Below are 15,817 nucleotides of genomic sequence, written 5' to 3'. Positions count from 1 at the left end.
ACGCGATGAACCACGATCAAATCCGCGAACAGGCGTTCGCGATGCCGCTGACCAGCCCCTCCTACCCGCGGGGGCCATACCGTTTCATAAATCGCGAATTTCTGACAATCACCTATCGCACTGACATGGATGCGCTGCGACGGGTCGTTCCGAAGCCGCTGGAGATCCCCGAGCCTATCGTCAAATACGAATTCATCCGGATGCCCGATTCCACCGGTTTCGGTGACTATACCGAAAGCGGGCAGGTTATTCCCGTCACACTGGACGGCGTGCCCGGCGGCTATGTCCATGCGATGTTCCTCAACGATGAGGCCCCTATCGCGGGTGGCCGCGAGATATGGGGTTTCCCCAAGAAACTGGCCGATCCCTCGCTGCGCGTCGAAAAGGATACGCTGGTGGGCACGCTCGATGTCGGGTCTGTCCGGGTGGCGACAGGCACGATGGGCTACAAGCACCGCACGCTGGATCACGATAAGGTACTGAAATCACTTGCCGCGCCCAGCTTCCTGCTCAAGATCATCCCCCATGTCGACTGCACACCGCGCATCTGCGAACTGGTCCGCTATTACACCACGGACATCACCTTGAAAGGCGCCTGGGACGGTCCGGCCGGGCTGGAGCTTCATTCCCACGCGCTGGCGCCGGTCGCGGATCTGCCGGTGCGCGAGGTGATATCGGCGGTCCATCTGCTGACCGACCTGACGCTGGGACTGGGCGAGGTTGTCCATGACTATCTGGCAGACGGGCCGCAGCGATGAACGCCGTGGACAGGATGGGCCATTGGGCGGGCAGAACCTGCGCGCGATGCGGTTGAGGCGCCCCACTTCATCAAAGGAATCTGACAAATGAATCTCAAGGACAAAGTCTGCATCATCACCGGCGCCGCCAGCGGCATTGGCCACGGCATCGCCGAGCGTTTCATCGCCGATGGCGCCAATGTCGTCATCGCCGATCTGAAACTGGATGCCGCGCAAAAGGCGGCGGACGCATTGACGGCCAAGGGACCGGGCAAGGCGATGGCAATTGAGATGAACGTCACCGACGAAGGCCAGGTCAACAATGGCGTTGAGGCGGTCATCAAGGCATGGGGCAAGATCGACGTTCTCGTCTCGAACGCCGGCATTCAGATCGTGCATCCGTTGCAGGAATTCCCGTTTGCCGAGTGGAAGAAACTGCTTTCGATCCATCTCGACGGCGCTTTCCTCACGACCAAAGCCTGCCTGCCGCATATGTACAAGGCCGGGTCAGGCGCGATCATCTTCATGGGCTCGGTCCATTCCAAAGAGGCGTCGCCGCTGAAGTCGGCCTATGTGACGGCCAAGCACGGCCTGCTCGGCCTCGCGCGCGTTATCTCAAAAGAAGGCGCTGCACACGGGGTGCGCGCCAACGTGATCTGCCCCGGCTTCGTCAAGACGCCGCTGGTGGAAAAGCAAATTCCCGAGCAGGCCAAGGATCTGGGCATTTCCGAAGAGGAGGTCGTGAACAAGGTCATGCTGGGCGAGACCGTCGATCAGGAATTCACCACGATCGAAGATGTCGCCGAAGTCGCGCATGTCTTTGCCGCTTTTCCCTCCAATGCGCTCACCGGCCAGTCGCTGGTCGTCAGCCACGGTTGGTACATGAACTGAATCGACGGGGATCATCATGGCCGATACGGATCTGCGCAGCCGCGTTCAGCGCTCGGGCATCTCCAGACAAATCTGCCGCCCTTGCTACACGCTAAACATCTTAAACACCTTCGCGCGGCGCGATTTTTAGCCAGATACCGTCCTTGCCGCGCACCGTCAGATGCGCGACGGGCATGGCGGGGCGCTCTGCCACCGTCTCGAACCGGTATTTACGCACCAACATCGCCAGCAGCAGCGGCCCCTCGATCATCGCAAACCCCGCACCGGGGCAGACCCGCTGCCCCGCCGAGAAGGGAATGAACGCCTCGCGCAGGCATTTGCGGCCCTCTTCGGTGCCATAGCGCGCGGGGTCGAACCCGTCGGGATTGTCCCAAATCCGCTCGTGCCGGTGCAGGTGCCATGGGCTGAGCACGATCTGCGCGCCGGGTGAAATGCTGCGATCGCGAAAATCCTCGGGGCAGCGTGCCTGCCGCACCATCATCGGCACTGGGGGATATAGGCGCAGGGTCTCGCGAAATACATCGCGCGTCAGGGGCAGCTTGCTCATGTGCGAGAATTCCGGCGCGGTATCGCCAAAACCCGCCTGCGCCTCTGCCGCCACGCGGCTCTGCCACTCAGGGTAAAGCGCCAACAGATACAGCGCCCAAGCCAGCGCCGAGGCGCTGGTTTCGTGCCCGGCAAGAAAGAAGATGGCGACCTGATCCACCATTTCCTCGGTATCGAACCTCTCGCCGGTCTGCGGGTCGACCGTCGTCATGATCTTGGTCGCCAGATCGTCCGGGGCGGTCCCGGCCTCGATCCGGGCCATGCGTTCGATCGTTAGTTGCCGGATGAGGTCGCGGATCACCCAAGCCGTGCGCCGCGCACGGCGACGGTGAAAGCGTGGCATCCACCCCGGCAGCGGGATCAGCGCGGCAAGGTTGACGACAGGCTGCGTGCGCTGATGCTCGCGGAATTCGCTGAACACGCGGGCGGCGACCTCGTTTTCGATCGGGATCGAGAAAAGCGTGCGGAAAATCACGTCAGCGGCGGCATGGCTTGCCTCGCTCTCGATATCCTGCGCGGTGCCCTCTGCTCGCTGGCCCAGCCGCTGCACCGCGCCCTGCCCCGCGTCGCGCATCGCCGGGAAAACATGCCGCAGGCGCCCGCCCTCGAACGCGGGATCAATGATGCGCCTCTGGCGCTTCCACGTTTCGCCATTGGTGACGAAAACCGAATTGCCCAGCAGCGGTGTCAGCCCCTCCCGCACGCGGTTTGATTTGGGAAAATCATCGGGCCGTCCCTTCAGGACCAGATCCACAAGATCGGGCTGATTGCACAGGTAGGACCGAAAGAACGGCGTGCGAAACTCGGCCATCCACGCACGGTAAAGGCGCGCGGGCTGCGCTGACAGAATATCGGCGCGAAACAGTCGTAGATAGCGCCAAAGTGATACGCGCCCGGGCCGTGACGGGGGTTTGGGCGGCAGCATCACGGCGCCATTCCGGTGAATTTGTTCACTGGCCGCTCTATCCGGCTGGCCGAGGGCGCGCGGCCGTCATAGCGCTGGCCCAGCGTCATCGGCCCGGCCGTGATGCGGAAATAGTCGTAATCGCCCGGCCGGTCGAACGCGCAGAGATACTGGAAATGCAGGCGAAAGAACTTCCATCGCAACGCGCGCCAGCGTTCGGGGGTAAGAGTCTGCGTGAACGCCGCCGAGATCACCAGCGGCCATCGTTTGCCCGGCGGGGCAACCCCGCTGACGGCGACCGGATCGCACAGCGCAAAGGCGCAGCCATCGCCCGGCGCCGTCACATCGACCCAGGTCAGCGCGCCTGAGTGCGACAGATAGGCCAGATCGGCGCGCAGACGGTGGGCATCGGGCAGGAACGACACCATCGGCACCACCTGCCCCAGCGACAGGAATGACAGCGCCGGACCACCGGGCGGAACGCGCCCGCCGCGGATGAGGTCTGCCAGGATCGACACCGCCAGATGCGCGCCCGAGGAATGGCCGACAACCAGAACCTCGTCGGCGTCCCCGGTCAGGGCGGCGGCGATGTCGTCCGCAAATTCGGCCATCCGCGCCTCAAGCGCGGGCGGGTTGGCACCGCGATAGCGGGCCGAATAGGCGTAATCGTGCATCAGGTAATAGGCGTAAAATTTGCCATCGCGCTTCTTGAACCAGCGCAGCAGGGCGTATCCGGCCCCGATCCCCAGCGCCGCGCCGATAACGTCCCCCAACGCGTCATAAGGCAGCGCCGCACCCCAAGCCCATGAGACCGCCCGGCAGACACCATAGGCCAGCGCGATGGCCAGCGCCGCCTGCACCAGCAGGAACCCCACAGGATAGAGCGCGGCAATCACCGGCCCCTTGCGCAGGCGCATCAGGCGCAGCAGCGCGCCGCTGGCGATATAGACCCATGCGGTGCGGACCAGTTGCAGATAGGTGGCAGCGATCGTCTGGCTCATGGAATCGCGCACGATGTCGGACCAGACCATCACATCGACCTCGCTTGCGATTTCGGCGCCGTCCATCCGTGCCGCCACCTGCCAGCCATAGCGCCCCTTGCCGCTGCGCGCGTTCAGGGTCAGCCCATAGCCCGAAATGTCGGCCTGCGCCGCGCCCTCCTTGCGGTATAGCTCGCGGTAGCGGCGCGGGTGGATGGGATCGTAGCCGGGAATGTAAAAGACCCGCCGCGCAAACGCGGGTCGGGTATCGGCGGATGTGCTGCCTTGTTTGATGTTCATAGAGACGCGCCCGAGACTACCCTGTGCCCCGCCACGCTAGTCGATGAACGGGGCCAGAGTAAGGCCGCAACGCCGCGCGTCGACACGCCTGCCTCAGCCCAGAACTGCAAGGCCGGGAAACGTCTCAAGCAGCCAGAAGGCAAAGGCCGAAAAGCCGCCCGTCAGCATCATCAGGCCAATGGTCCACAGCAAGAGGCCCATGATCCTTTCGATCCGGTCCATGTGCCGTTTCATCCAGCCCATGAACCCGGTCAGGCGCGGCAGGAATGCGGCCACCAGAATGAACGGCACACCCAGCCCGATGGCATAGACCGCCAACAGCGCCGTGCCGCGGGTGACCGATGCTTCGCTCGCGGCCAGTGACAGGATCGCGCCCAGTTGCGGGCCGATGCAGGGCGTCCAGCCGAACGCGAAGGCAAGGCCCAGGACATAGGCACCAAACGCGCTGCCGCCCCTGTCGCCTGCGTCCATCCTCATTTCGCGGTCCATAAATCCGATACGCAGGATGCCCAGAAAATGCAGGCCAAAGACCATCACCAGCACACCCGCGATCGAATTGAGCGTCGATTGGTATTGCAGAAACGCCAGACCCAGCGCCGATGCCGCAGCCCCCAGCAGCAGGAAGATCGTCGACAGCCCCAGCACGAAAAACAATGCAGGCACGATTGCGCGCCGCCGCGAAGCGCCGCCCTGCTGCGACAGATCCTGCAAGGTCACACCGCTCATATAGGCCAGATAGGGCGGCACAATGGGCAGCACACACGGGCTGAGAAACGACAACGTGCCCGCAAAAAGCGCCACGACCATCGCAGGAATGAGGCCCGCATCCATGATTTCAATTCCGAACATGGCGCAGGCTTAGCCCATCGCAGGGGCGGCGTCACGGGGCGGAATGTCACAACCTTGTGGACAGATGTCACCGGCCGGATTATCTGCCGCCCTATGGAACAAATCGACGCCATCGGCCTGTTGTGCCCTCTCCCCGTGCTGAAACTGCGCAAGCGCATGGCCAAGCTGGCCGCAGGCGCCGAGGTAGAACTGCGCGCCGACGATCCGGCAGCCATGATCGACGTGCCGCATTTCTGCAATGAGGCAGGCCATGCCCTGCTATCCGTCGAAGAGACAGACGCGCACACGCGATACCGGCTGCGCAAGGGCGGCTGAGCGACGCGAGGTATGACCAAAGGCGCGCCCCGCCCTTGGAACGCGCCTTTATTGAGTATTTTCAGAACGTTGAAAGCCCGGCGCAATGTGACGCCGGGCCTTTCCCAGGCGCGGCCTTAGCGACCCAGCGACCACCAACCCTTGCGCTTTGGCTTGTCAGCCTCGGTCTCGGCCGCGCCAGAAATCCCGGACTCTGGCTGCTCGGCTTGCTCAGGTTCTGGCTGCTCGGACACGACCGGCTCAGGCTCAGCCGGGATAGATTCGGGCTGAGCAGGGATTTCCTGCACAATCTCAGCAGGCTGGACCAGCTCGGGCTCAGGCGCGGGGGGCGCTGCCGTCTCGGGCGCGGTGTCCGCGGCCGACGTGGGGGCCACCTCGGCCACCGGGGCGGCAGCGATTTTGCGCGCGCGGGGTTTGCGCGTCGGCTTGGGCTTGGGAGCATCGCCTGCGGTATCCTCCGCAGCTGTCCCCTCTTCGGGCTTGCTGTCCTGGGCCACGCTATCTGCCTTCTTGGCGCGCGGTTTGCGGGTGCGCTTGGGCTTCGGCTTGTCCTCGGCAACCTCTTGGGTGGTCTCGGCAGAGGCTGCTTCGGCAGGCGTGGCGTCGTCATGGGCGCCGGTGTTCGCCGTCACATCTTCGCGCGTGTCACGCGCCGACAGGCGGGGGAATCGGTTTTCGCGGCGACCGGAATCGTCGCCACTATTTCCGCCCTCGGCCGAACCGTCCTGATCGTCAACATTGTCATCGCCATTATCGTCGCCATCGCGCGATTTCGACGACTTGCGGCGCCGACGCCGACGGCGCTTCTTTGGCCTGTCACCGTCTTCACCATTGTCGTCGTCGCCGTCATCGGCGCGTCCGTTCGGTTGGCGCTGCGGCTGCTCGGTCGCCTCCTCTCCGTCGCCCGGCAGTTCGTCAGGATCGACCTCCGTTTCGCTATCGATATCGTCCATGAGGGAGCTGTCGACCGATACGACCGCCGCGATCTGCTCGGGGACGGCGCGGGTGGCTGTCTTGAACTTCTCCAGCGCGAAATCGGGGCTGATCAGCGACGGATCGCCTTCGATCCGGATCGAAATGCCATAGCGGACCTCAATCTGGGCGACGCGTTCGCGTTTCTGGTTCATCAAGAAATTGGCGATGCCAACCGGCGCGCGCACCAGCACCTCCAGCGAGCGGCCCTTGGTACCTTCTTCCTCGACCTGGCGCAGGATATTGAGCGCAAGGTTGTCGTCCGAGCGGATCAGGCCGGTGCCATGGCAGGACGGGCATGGCTGCGTCGTTGCCTCGATCATGCCGGGGCGCAGGCGCTGGCGTGACATCTCCATCAGGCCAAAGCCCGAGATACGGCTGACCTGGATGCGCGCGCGGTCGGTTTTCAGGCAATCCTTCATGCGTTTTTCGACGGCGGCGTTATTCTTGCGCTCATCCATGTCGATGAAGTCGATGACGATCAGGCCGGCCAGATCACGCAGGCGCAGTTGGCGGGCGACTTCCTCGGCGGCCTCCAGATTGGTCTTGTACGCCGTATCCTCGATCGAGCCTTCCTTGGTGGCGCGGCCCGAATTGACGTCGACGGCGACAAGCGCCTCGGTCACGCCGATCACGATGTAACCGCCCGATTTCAGCTGCACCGTCGGGTTGAACATCGAGTTCAGGTAGGATTCCACCTGAAAACGCGCAAACAGCGGTATCGTATCGACATAGTGCCGCACGTTTTTCGCGTGGGACGGCATGATCATCTTCATGAAGTCCTTGGCGATGCGATAACCGCGCTCGCCCTCGACCAGAATCTCGTCGATCTCGCGGTTATACAGATCGCGGATCGACCGTTTGATCAGGTCGCCTTCCTCATAAATCTTGGCGGGTGCGATGGATTTCAACGTCAGTTCGCGGATCTGCTCCCACATGCGCTGGAGATATTCGTAGTCGCGCTTGATCTCGGATTTCGTCCGCTTCGCCCCGGCGGTCCGCACGATCAGGCCCGCGCCCTTGGGCACGTCGATCTCGGTCGCGATCTCCTTCAGCTTCTTGCGGTCGACGGTGTTGGTGATCTTGCGGCTGATGCCGCCACCGCGCGCGGTGTTGGGCATCAGGACACAATAGCGACCGGCCAGGCTTAGGTAGGTGGTCAGCGCCGCGCCCTTGTTGCCGCGCTCTTCCTTGACGACCTGGACCAGCAGGATCTGACGGACCTTGATGACTTCCTGAATCTTGTACTTGCGCGGTCGCGGCTTGCGCGGCGGGCGGATATCCTCGTGGGTGTCCTCATCGGCGACCACCTCGATATCGTCGTCCTTGTCCGCGGCATCGTCGATGCTGTCGTCGGCGTCATCTCCCTTGCGCGATCTGCGCGCGCGGGGGGTGCGGCGCGGCCTGCGCGGCGCATCATCGGCGTCGTCATCGTCGCCGTCTGCGCCGCCGGTGTCATCCGAAGACCCGTCATTCTCATGAACGCCGTTTTCGGCAGCGTCCCCAGCCCCATTGCCGGGCTCTTCCACGGGGGTATCTGCGACCCGCTCCATCGGCGAGCTACCTTCGTCGTCGTCGAAATCGATCGTTTCCATACCCGATACATCGGACTGGACGACCGCATCGTCATCCGACGTCGTCTTTTCGGCCTTGGACCGGCCACGAGCGCCGCGCGAGCGCCGCTTGGGCTTGGCGTTGTTCTCTTCTTCGGCTTCCTGGGCCTCGGCATAGGCGCGCTCTTCCTCCATCAGCGCCTCGCGGTCGGCGATGGGGATCTGGTAGTAATCGGGATGAATCTCCGAAAACGCGAGGAAACCGTGACGGTTTCCGCCATAATCGATGAACGCCGCCTGAAGCGACGGTTCGACCCGCGTTACCTTGGCAAGGTAGATATTCCCGGCAAGCTGCCGTTTGTTTTCAGATTCAAAATCAAATTCCTCGACTTTGTTTCCATCAACCACCACGACGCGCGTTTCTTCGGCGTGGGTGGCATCGATAAGCATTTTCTTGGCCATATTGTCCGTTCGCATCCGGGCACGCGCACCTGCCCGGGTGGGGCGGCATCGTGCAGGGGATGTCTGATTGTGGCGAGGTCACGTGCGCTGGCAGGGCGACCATACTGGCCCCCCGGCGGAAAATTATCCTGTGTTGCGCGCGTCATCGCGTTTCTTCTCCGGCGCCAGATACGGCGCCCATGATATATCCGAAGCGTTCCCTTGGGATTGCCCGGCGTTGAAGCGGCCCCCCTTGCAGGTGGCCTGATCGGTCTGCCCGGACGTGCCGGCGGATATGCCTACACAAGTGCCCGAAGCAGCGAAACTCACATGGATGGGCACTATTTCAGCGCGCAACCCATGGGGGCACACTAATGCGCGGGGGGGGGCGATTACAATGGACAAAATGTGGCGCAATCCCGCAACGCCCTGTGATGGAGGACAGAAATCATGCGTGGGGAAAGGCTTACTGATCCAGCGGGGGCCTTTCTACGGTATCCCCGCCCACGCTCTGATTGCAGGCTCACTCCAGATAGGTGGCCCACTTTTGCACCGGCCGGTGAATAGGGAGGGAAAAACGTGCTGTTCGCTCCGAATCCCAGAGGATGTGCCGATCGGATAGGCGAGATTCACAGCGCGCATCCCGATCGCGATTATCAAAGATAATCAGACCTTTGCAGCGTGTATTTCGCCATCTTCTCGTTCAGGGTCCGGCGCGGCAGGCACAATTCATCCATGACGGCGGCGATGCTGCCCTTGTGGCGGCGCATGGTGTTGTCGATCAGCATCCGCTCGAACGCCTCGACATATTCCTTCAGCGGCTTGCCTTCGGTCGTCATCACCGGCTGCATGTCCTGATGATCCGACATCAGCAGCGACACGATGGTGCCCGATCCGCGCCGTGATTGCAGTACGGCCCGCTCGGCCACGTTGAACAGCTGGCGCACATTGCCCGGCCACGGTGCTTGCAACAGCTGCGCAGCCTCCTGCGCGCTGACCTGAGGCGCGTCACAGCCGTAATCGTCGGCAAACTGATCCACAAAGCGGGTGAACAGCGTCAGGATGTCTTCGCCGCGCTGGCGCAGGGGCGGCACGGTGATACGCAAAGACGCGAGGCGATAGAACAGATCGGGGCGCAGTGCGTCCTCACTTGTCTTGCCCTCGTCCTGAAGATTGCTGATGGCGACGAGGCGTGTTTCGGGCGGTGTGCCCTCTTCGTTCAACCATGTCAGCAAGCGGGCCTGAAGGCTGTCGCTGAGCGCCTCGATATCCTCCAGCACCAGCGTGCCGCCGCGGGCCTCCTCGACAGCCGGCAGGCGGCTGTCCTCGGGGTTCATCGGACCGAAAAGACGTTTGGACAACTGATCCTGCTCAAACGCGGCGCAGGACACCAGCACGAACTTCTTGCCCGCGCGCGCGCCGACGGCATGCAGCGCGTGGGCGACCAGCGTCTTGCCCGTCCCTGTCTCGCCGTCGATCAGAACGTGGCCATCGGCCTGCCCCAGATCCAGGATATCTTCCTTCAACCGCTCCATCACCGGGCTGGAGCCGATGAGCTTTTTCATCAGCTGGCCGCCGTCCGACAGTTCGCGGCGCAGGGCGCGGTTGTCCAGCGTCAGGCGGCGCGCATGTGTGGCCTTTTTCGCCAGTTCGGTCATGCGGTCAGGGTTGAACGGCTTTTCCAGGAAATCATACGCACCGACGCGCATTGCCTCGACCGCCATCGGCACGTCGCCATGGCCGGTGATCATGATCACGGGCAGCGTGCTGTCGGCGCCCATCAGCTTTTTCAGGAACTGCATCCCGTCCATGCCGGGCATGCGGATATCCGTGATCACGATGCCGGGGTAATCGGGCCCCAGTTTTTTCAGCGCGTCCTCGGCGCTGGGAAAGGTTTCCGTGTCATAGCCGGACAGGGCCAGCCATTGGCTGATTGACTGGCGCATGTCCTTTTCGTCGTCAACGATCGCAATCTTCATCGCATTGGCCATCAGGGTCACTCCGCTGCACGGGTTTCTTCATCCAAGATAGGCAGGCGCATTTCAAATACAGCCCCCCCCGCTGCCGCGTCGCGCGCGGTCAGCCGTCCACCAAGCTCGTTTACGATCCCCGAGGAAATGGCAAGCCCCAGCCCAACCCCCTCGCCGGGTTGCTTGGTGGTGTGAAAGGGCTCGAACAGGTTCTCGATATCCTTCAGGCCGTGCCCATTGTCGCGCACGGTCAGCACAGCCATCGATCCGGCGGTCAGCACGAGGTCGATCTGCGCATCGTCCACCGCCTGCGTGGCGTCCAGCGCGTTGCGCAGAAGGTTAACCATCACCTGCTCGATTCGCACCCGGTCACCCATCACCATAACAGGATCATCAGGCAGTGTGCGGCTGATCGTAACCCGGCGCTGGCGCAATTGCGGTTCCATCATCGCGAGGGAGGACGCCAGCGCATCGCCTATGTTCACAGGCTCGAACGTATCCCCGGTGCGGCGCGCGTAGGATTTCAGCTGCTTGGTGATCGCGCCCATCCGCTCGATCAGGTCATCGATCCTCTGGAAGGACGACAGCGCTTCCTCCGGGCGGTTGCGTTTCAGCAAGAGGCGCGCACCGGCAAGGTAGGTCTTCATCGCCGCCAGCGGCTGGTTCAACTCGTGACTGACGGCCGCCGCCATTTCACCCAAGGCGGCCAGTTTGGAACTTTGCGCCAGCGTCAGTTCGGCGACGGCAAGCGTCTCCTGCACGCGTTCGCGTTCGGCAATTTCCCGCTGCAAGCGCAGGTTCAATGCGCGAAGCTCTGCCGACTCGCGCTGGAACAAAGCCATGCGCACCGCCGTCTTGCGGTTGAGAAAATAGAACGCCAGCGCCAGCAGAATCGCAAAGCCCATGATTTCGATTGCGAGAAACCCGTTCACCTTTTCGCGCACACTGTCATAGGTGGTGAAATTGGCGATCCGCCAGCCGCGGAACGCCACCCGGCCCGACACCCGCATCACCGCCTCGCCGCCAAGATACGCATCGGGGGGCAGCGTCGTCCAGTCGGCGGTGGCCTGTAGCGCGCGCCGGATCGCGCTGCTGACAGGCTCGCGCGCCAGCGCGTCGGCCTCGGTCAGGCCGCGCCAGCGCGGCTCGGTCGACAGGATGATCTGCCCCTCGCTGTCGGACACGATTACCGCGTCGGAAATCCCCGCCCAGGCGCGTTCGTATTTGTGCAGATCGACGGCGACCACAATGACGCCGATCAGGTTGCCCTGGCTTTCCACCCGGCGCGAATAGATGAATTCAAAACGCCCGCTATCGTTCTGTAGTAGCGTGAAAATCGTGTCCTTGGCTCGCAACGCATCAACGTAATAGGGCGCCGAGCCGAGCGATTCGCCCAGACGGTTACGGTCGGTCGCGGCCACCGTGCGCCCGTTCTTGTCCAGCAGGGTCAGCGACGCCGCGCCGATCTCATCGACAAAGGAGATCAGCCGCTGGGTCGATTGCGAATAATCGCCCGAATTCAGCGCCGCTATCAGCGCCGGATCGCGCGATAGCAGCTGCGGCACGACGGCGTTCTGGCGCAGCTCGCTCAGCAGGTTGCCCGAATAGAGCACCAGCCGCAATTCGGCCCGGTTGCGGGTGTTTGCAGTAAAGCGGTCGGTCAGCAGCCGGTTGGTGATATAGACCGTGCCGATCGCCAGCGCCGTCATCACGAGCAGCGCGATACGCACCCGCCAGCTGGTGATACGCTCGACGCGGCGCTGCTTTTCGCGCCGCGTGTGGCCGGGCGGCGGTGTGGCCGGGCGCGCATTTTGCAGCGTGGAAGGGGTGCGCGTGTTCATGTCCCTAGGCTACGGCGGGGGCGCAGCCACCTCAAGTCCCTTGCCGCGCTTCAGGCGTTTGCCAGCTGATCGACCAAACCCGCGAACATCGCGGCGCCGTCGGTGCCACCATGGGCAGGCTCGGCCATCCGCTCGGGGTGGGGCATCATGCCCAGCACGCGGCGGTTTTGCGACAGGATGCCGGCGATGTCATCGGCCGACCCATTGGGGTTATCCCCGTAGCGGAACGCGATGCGATCCTGATCCGCCAGCGCCTTCAGCGTTTCTGTGTCAGCATGGTAGTTGCCGTCGTGATGCGCGATGGGCACGGTGATCGTCTGCCCGGCCTCGTAGCGGCAGGTAAAGGGACTGTCCGCTGTCGTCACCGTCAACGGCACGGACCGACAAATGTATTTCAACCCCGCATTGCGCAGCAGCGTGCCGGGCAGAACGCGCGTTTCGGTCAGGATCTGGAATCCGTTGCAGATGCCCAACACATACCCGCCCCGCTCGGCATGCGCCGTGACCGTGCGGCTGATGGGCGAATTGGCGGCGATAGCGCCGCAGCGCAGGTAATCCCCGAAAGAGAACCCGCCGGGCACCGCGATCAGATCGACGCCATCCGGCAGCGCGGTATCCTTGTGCCAAACCATGGACACCTTGGCCCCCGCCCGACGCAGCGCCACGGCCAGATCACGGTCGCAGTTCGACCCCGGAAAAACGACGACAGCGGCATGCATCAGAGGATCTCCACCCGGTAGCTTTCGATCACCGTATTGGCCAGCAGACGCTCGCACATGTCGTTTATCGTCGCCTCGTCCGTGCCGTCCTTCAGGTCCAGTTCGATCACCTTGCCCTGACGCACGGCATTGACGCCCTCGAATCCGAGGCTGCCGAGCGCGTGGCGCACTGCCTCGCCCTGCGGGTCAAGAACGCCTGTCTTTAGCATGATATGAACGCGGGCTTTCATCGGTGGTATCCTTCGGCGTTGGTATAGGGGTCGCTATGGGTGGTCAGTTGATCAGCGTGGGCCGCGCCATCGGCGTCGCGCCCTTGGGCAATACGCCAAGACGTTTGGCGACCTCGGTGTAGGCGTCCGTCAGGCTGCCCAGATCGCGGCGGAACACGTCCTTGTCCAGCTTCTGGCCGGTCTCGATGTCCCACAGGCGGCAGCTGTCGGGGCTGATCTCGTCCGCCACGATCAGGCGCTGGAAGTCACCGTCATAAACGCGGCCGATCTCGATCTTGAAATCGATCAGCTTGATCCCGACGCCGTACATGACGCCAGCCAGAAAATCGTTCACGCGCAGCGCAAGGCTCAGCATGTCGTCCAGATCCTGCTGCGACGCCCAGCCAAATGCGGCGATGTGTTCCTCGGTGACCAGCGGATCGCCCAGCTTGTCATCCTTCAGGCAGTATTCGACGATGGGGCGCGGCAGTTGCGTGCCCTCTTCCAGCCCCAGACGCTTGGCCATGGTACCGGCGGCGTAGTTGCGCACGATCACTTCCAGCGGAATGATCTCGACCTGACGCACCAGTTGTTCGCGCATGTTCAGACGCTTCAGGAAATGCGTCGGCACGCCGATATTGGCCAATCCAACCATGAAATACTCGGACAGGATGTTGTTCAGAACACCCTTCCCCTCGATCACGGCCTTCTTCTCGGCGTTGAAGGCGGTGGCGTCGTCCTTGAAATACTGGACGATCGTGCCCGGCTCGGGGCCCTCATAAAGGGTCTTGGCCTTGCCTTCGTAAATCTTTTTGCGACGTGCCATGATAAACCTGTCCTTGCCTATGGGGGAGTCGGCCCCAAACTGCGATATCGCGTGTTTAGATCATGCCCCGCCCTGCCGCAAGCATGCTGCGGGCCTTGCGGTTGCAGGCCCGGGGCGCCATATCTGGGCTACGCACATATTGCACACAACCCAGCGAGGGAACCGAACAGATGAACACTTTCAAGGACCGCGAAGCCGCCTTTGAGAATAAGTATGCCCATGACGAGGAAATGAAATTCAAGGCCGAGGCGCGCTGCAACAAGCTGCTGGGTCTGTGGGCCGCCGATCTGTTGGGCAAGACCGGCGACGACGCCGACGCCTATGCGCGCGAAGTCATCAAGGCCGATTTCGAAGAGGCAGGGTTCGAAGACGTCATCCGCAAGGTTGCAGGCGATCTGGGCGACAAGGCCGATCCCGACACCATCCGCGCCAAACGGGCCGAACTGATGGCCGCCGCCAAGGCACAGCTGGTCGCAGAAAACTGATACCATAAAACCGGCAAATCAGCGCGCCGCCGCCCCATACCGCGTGTTATGGATTTGCGGCGCGCCGCCCGGCGTGACACAATCGCAAAAAACCCGATTTGGATGATTTGATGAGCAACGCACTTTCCCGGATGATGTCGCAGCGTGACTGGATCCTCGCCGATGGCGCCACCGGCACCAACCTGTTCAACATGGGGCTGGAATCGGGCGATGCGCCCGAATTCTGGAACGAAAAGCACCCCGACCGGATCACCAAGCTGTACAAGATGGCCGTCGATGCGGGCAGTGACCTGTTTCTGACCAACAGCTTCGGCGGCAACGCATCGCGCCTGAAACTGCATGGCGCGCAGAAACGCGCGCGCGAGTTGTCGCGCATATCCGCCGAAATCGGGCGCGAGGTCGCCGACCGCTATGATCGCCCGGTGATCGTCGCCGGATCGGTCGGGCCGACGGGTGACATCATGGCACCGATGGGCACGTTGACCCACGAATTGGCAGTTGAAATGTTCCATGAGCAGGCCGAGGGCCTGAAAGAGGGCGGCGCAGACGTTCTGTGGCTCGAAACCATCTCCGCCCCCGAGGAATACAAGGCCGCAGCCGAGGCGTTTTTGCTCGCGGGCATGCCTTGGGTCGGCACGATGAGCTTTGATACCGCCGGACGCACGATGATGGGTATGACCTCATCCGGCATGGCGGACATGGTCGAAACGCTGGACAACAAGCCACTGGCCTACGGCGCCAATTGCGGCGTCGGCGCGTCTGATCTGCTGCGCACCATCCTCGGCTTTGTCGCCCAGGGCACCGAGCGGCCCATCGTGGCAAAGGGCAACGCTGGCATCCCGAAATTCGTCGATGGACACATCCATTATGACGGCACCCCCCAGTTGATGGCAGAATACGCCTGCCTCGCCCGCGATTCCGGTGCAACGATCATCGGTGGCTGCTGCGGCACCATGCCCGAGCATCTGGCGAAAATGCGCGAGGCGCTGGAAACCCAACCGCGCGGCCCGCGCCCGACATTGGACCAGATCACCGAAACGCTGGGCGCGTTTTCGTCGACTATCGATGGAACCGGCGAAAACGTCCCTGCCCCGCGCCGCACACGCCGCCGGGGCAGCTAAGCAACCTCTGAGCGACCCAACCTGAAGCAATGACGCCGGTCGCCTGCCATCGCGGGCGGCCGGAACAAATCGCAGCGCAGATCGGGCAGATTTGCGCGCATCTCCATAGCGGCGCCATCTCCAGCGAGGCCCAACCATCGGCCTCATACCGCTTTTCC

Annotated in this window: 14 protein-coding genes; 5 read left to right on the top strand and 9 right to left on the bottom strand. The window is 62.9% G+C overall.

From position 1 onward, the window contains the following. Positions 1-5: 5 nt before the first annotated feature. Positions 6-758 (top strand): acetoacetate decarboxylase, encoded by a 753-nt coding sequence (locus tag FGD77_RS13495; protein WP_255010499.1) that lies wholly within the window; start codon positions 6-8, stop codon positions 756-758. A gap of 87 nt (positions 759-845) precedes the next feature. After that, a complete protein-coding gene (locus tag FGD77_RS13490; RefSeq protein ID WP_255010497.1) occupies positions 846-1,628 on the top strand; it encodes a 3-hydroxybutyrate dehydrogenase in 783 nt (260 codons plus the stop codon). 100 nt (positions 1,629-1,728) lie between these two features. On the opposite strand, the gene FGD77_RS13485 is transcribed toward FGD77_RS13490, so the two are convergent. From FGD77_RS13485 to FGD77_RS13475, 3 genes are all read right to left on the bottom strand, one after another. Beyond that, positions 1,729-3,099, bottom strand: coding sequence for a cytochrome P450 (locus tag FGD77_RS13485; RefSeq protein ID WP_255010494.1), 1,371 nt, complete (start codon positions 3,097-3,099; stop codon positions 1,729-1,731). Beyond that, entirely contained in the window at positions 3,099-4,358 is a 1,260-nt protein-coding gene (locus FGD77_RS13480; RefSeq protein WP_255010492.1) for a hypothetical protein, read from the bottom strand. Before FGD77_RS13480 ends, FGD77_RS13485 begins: the two co-directional genes overlap by 1 nt. 93 nt (positions 4,359-4,451) lie before the next feature. Next, complete coding sequence (locus tag FGD77_RS13475) at positions 4,452-5,207, bottom strand: cytochrome c biogenesis CcdA family protein (RefSeq protein WP_255010490.1); 756 nt, start codon at positions 5,205-5,207, stop codon at positions 4,452-4,454. A gap of 93 nt (positions 5,208-5,300) precedes the next feature. On the opposite strand from FGD77_RS13475, the gene FGD77_RS13470 reads away from it, so the two are divergent. Further along, entirely contained in the window at positions 5,301-5,522 is a 222-nt protein-coding gene (locus tag FGD77_RS13470) for a sulfurtransferase TusA family protein (RefSeq protein ID WP_255010488.1), read from the top strand. 116 nt (positions 5,523-5,638) lie between these two features. Here the strand turns inward: FGD77_RS13470 and FGD77_RS13465 are convergent, their stop codons facing one another. From FGD77_RS13465 to purC, 6 genes are all read right to left on the bottom strand, one after another. Continuing rightward, positions 5,639-8,509 (bottom strand): ribonuclease E/G, encoded by a 2,871-nt coding sequence (locus FGD77_RS13465; protein WP_255010486.1) that lies wholly within the window; start codon positions 8,507-8,509, stop codon positions 5,639-5,641. Between the two features lie 635 nt (positions 8,510-9,144). Next, positions 9,145-10,479 carry a sigma-54 dependent transcriptional regulator gene (locus FGD77_RS13460; protein ID WP_255010484.1) on the bottom strand — a complete coding sequence of 445 codons (1,335 nt, stop codon included), beginning with the start codon at positions 10,477-10,479 and terminating at the stop codon, positions 9,145-9,147. A 5-nt stretch (positions 10,480-10,484) separates the two neighbouring features. After that, the gene (locus FGD77_RS13455) at positions 10,485-12,167 is read right to left on the bottom strand and encodes an ATP-binding protein (protein WP_255014218.1); all 1,683 of its coding nucleotides are present in this window, start codon (positions 12,165-12,167) and stop codon (positions 10,485-10,487) included. 182 nt (positions 12,168-12,349) lie between these two features. Then, positions 12,350-13,018 (bottom strand): phosphoribosylformylglycinamidine synthase subunit PurQ, encoded by a 669-nt coding sequence (gene purQ, locus FGD77_RS13450; protein WP_255010482.1) that lies wholly within the window; start codon positions 13,016-13,018, stop codon positions 12,350-12,352. Beyond that, the gene (gene purS / locus FGD77_RS13445; RefSeq protein ID WP_255010480.1) at positions 13,018-13,248 is read right to left on the bottom strand and encodes a phosphoribosylformylglycinamidine synthase subunit PurS; all 231 of its coding nucleotides are present in this window, start codon (positions 13,246-13,248) and stop codon (positions 13,018-13,020) included. The genes purQ and purS overlap by 1 nt, the downstream gene beginning before the upstream one ends. 43 nt (positions 13,249-13,291) lie before the next feature. Continuing rightward, a complete protein-coding gene (purC, locus tag FGD77_RS13440) occupies positions 13,292-14,053 on the bottom strand; it encodes a phosphoribosylaminoimidazolesuccinocarboxamide synthase (RefSeq protein ID WP_108690594.1) in 762 nt (253 codons plus the stop codon). A gap of 170 nt (positions 14,054-14,223) precedes the next feature. Between purC and FGD77_RS13435 the strand changes: the two genes are divergently transcribed. Beyond that, positions 14,224-14,538 carry a DUF1476 domain-containing protein gene (locus FGD77_RS13435; protein WP_255010479.1) on the top strand — a complete coding sequence of 105 codons (315 nt, stop codon included), beginning with the start codon at positions 14,224-14,226 and terminating at the stop codon, positions 14,536-14,538. 110 nt (positions 14,539-14,648) lie between these two features. Then, a complete protein-coding gene (bmt, locus tag FGD77_RS13430; protein WP_255010478.1) occupies positions 14,649-15,659 on the top strand; it encodes a betaine--homocysteine S-methyltransferase in 1,011 nt (336 codons plus the stop codon). Positions 15,660-15,817 lie beyond the last annotated feature (158 nt).

This window comes from Roseovarius sp. M141 (assembly GCF_024355225.1).
GTDB lineage: Bacteria > Pseudomonadota > Alphaproteobacteria > Rhodobacterales > Rhodobacteraceae > Roseovarius.
This window is presented reverse-complemented; position numbering and strand designations above follow the sequence as displayed.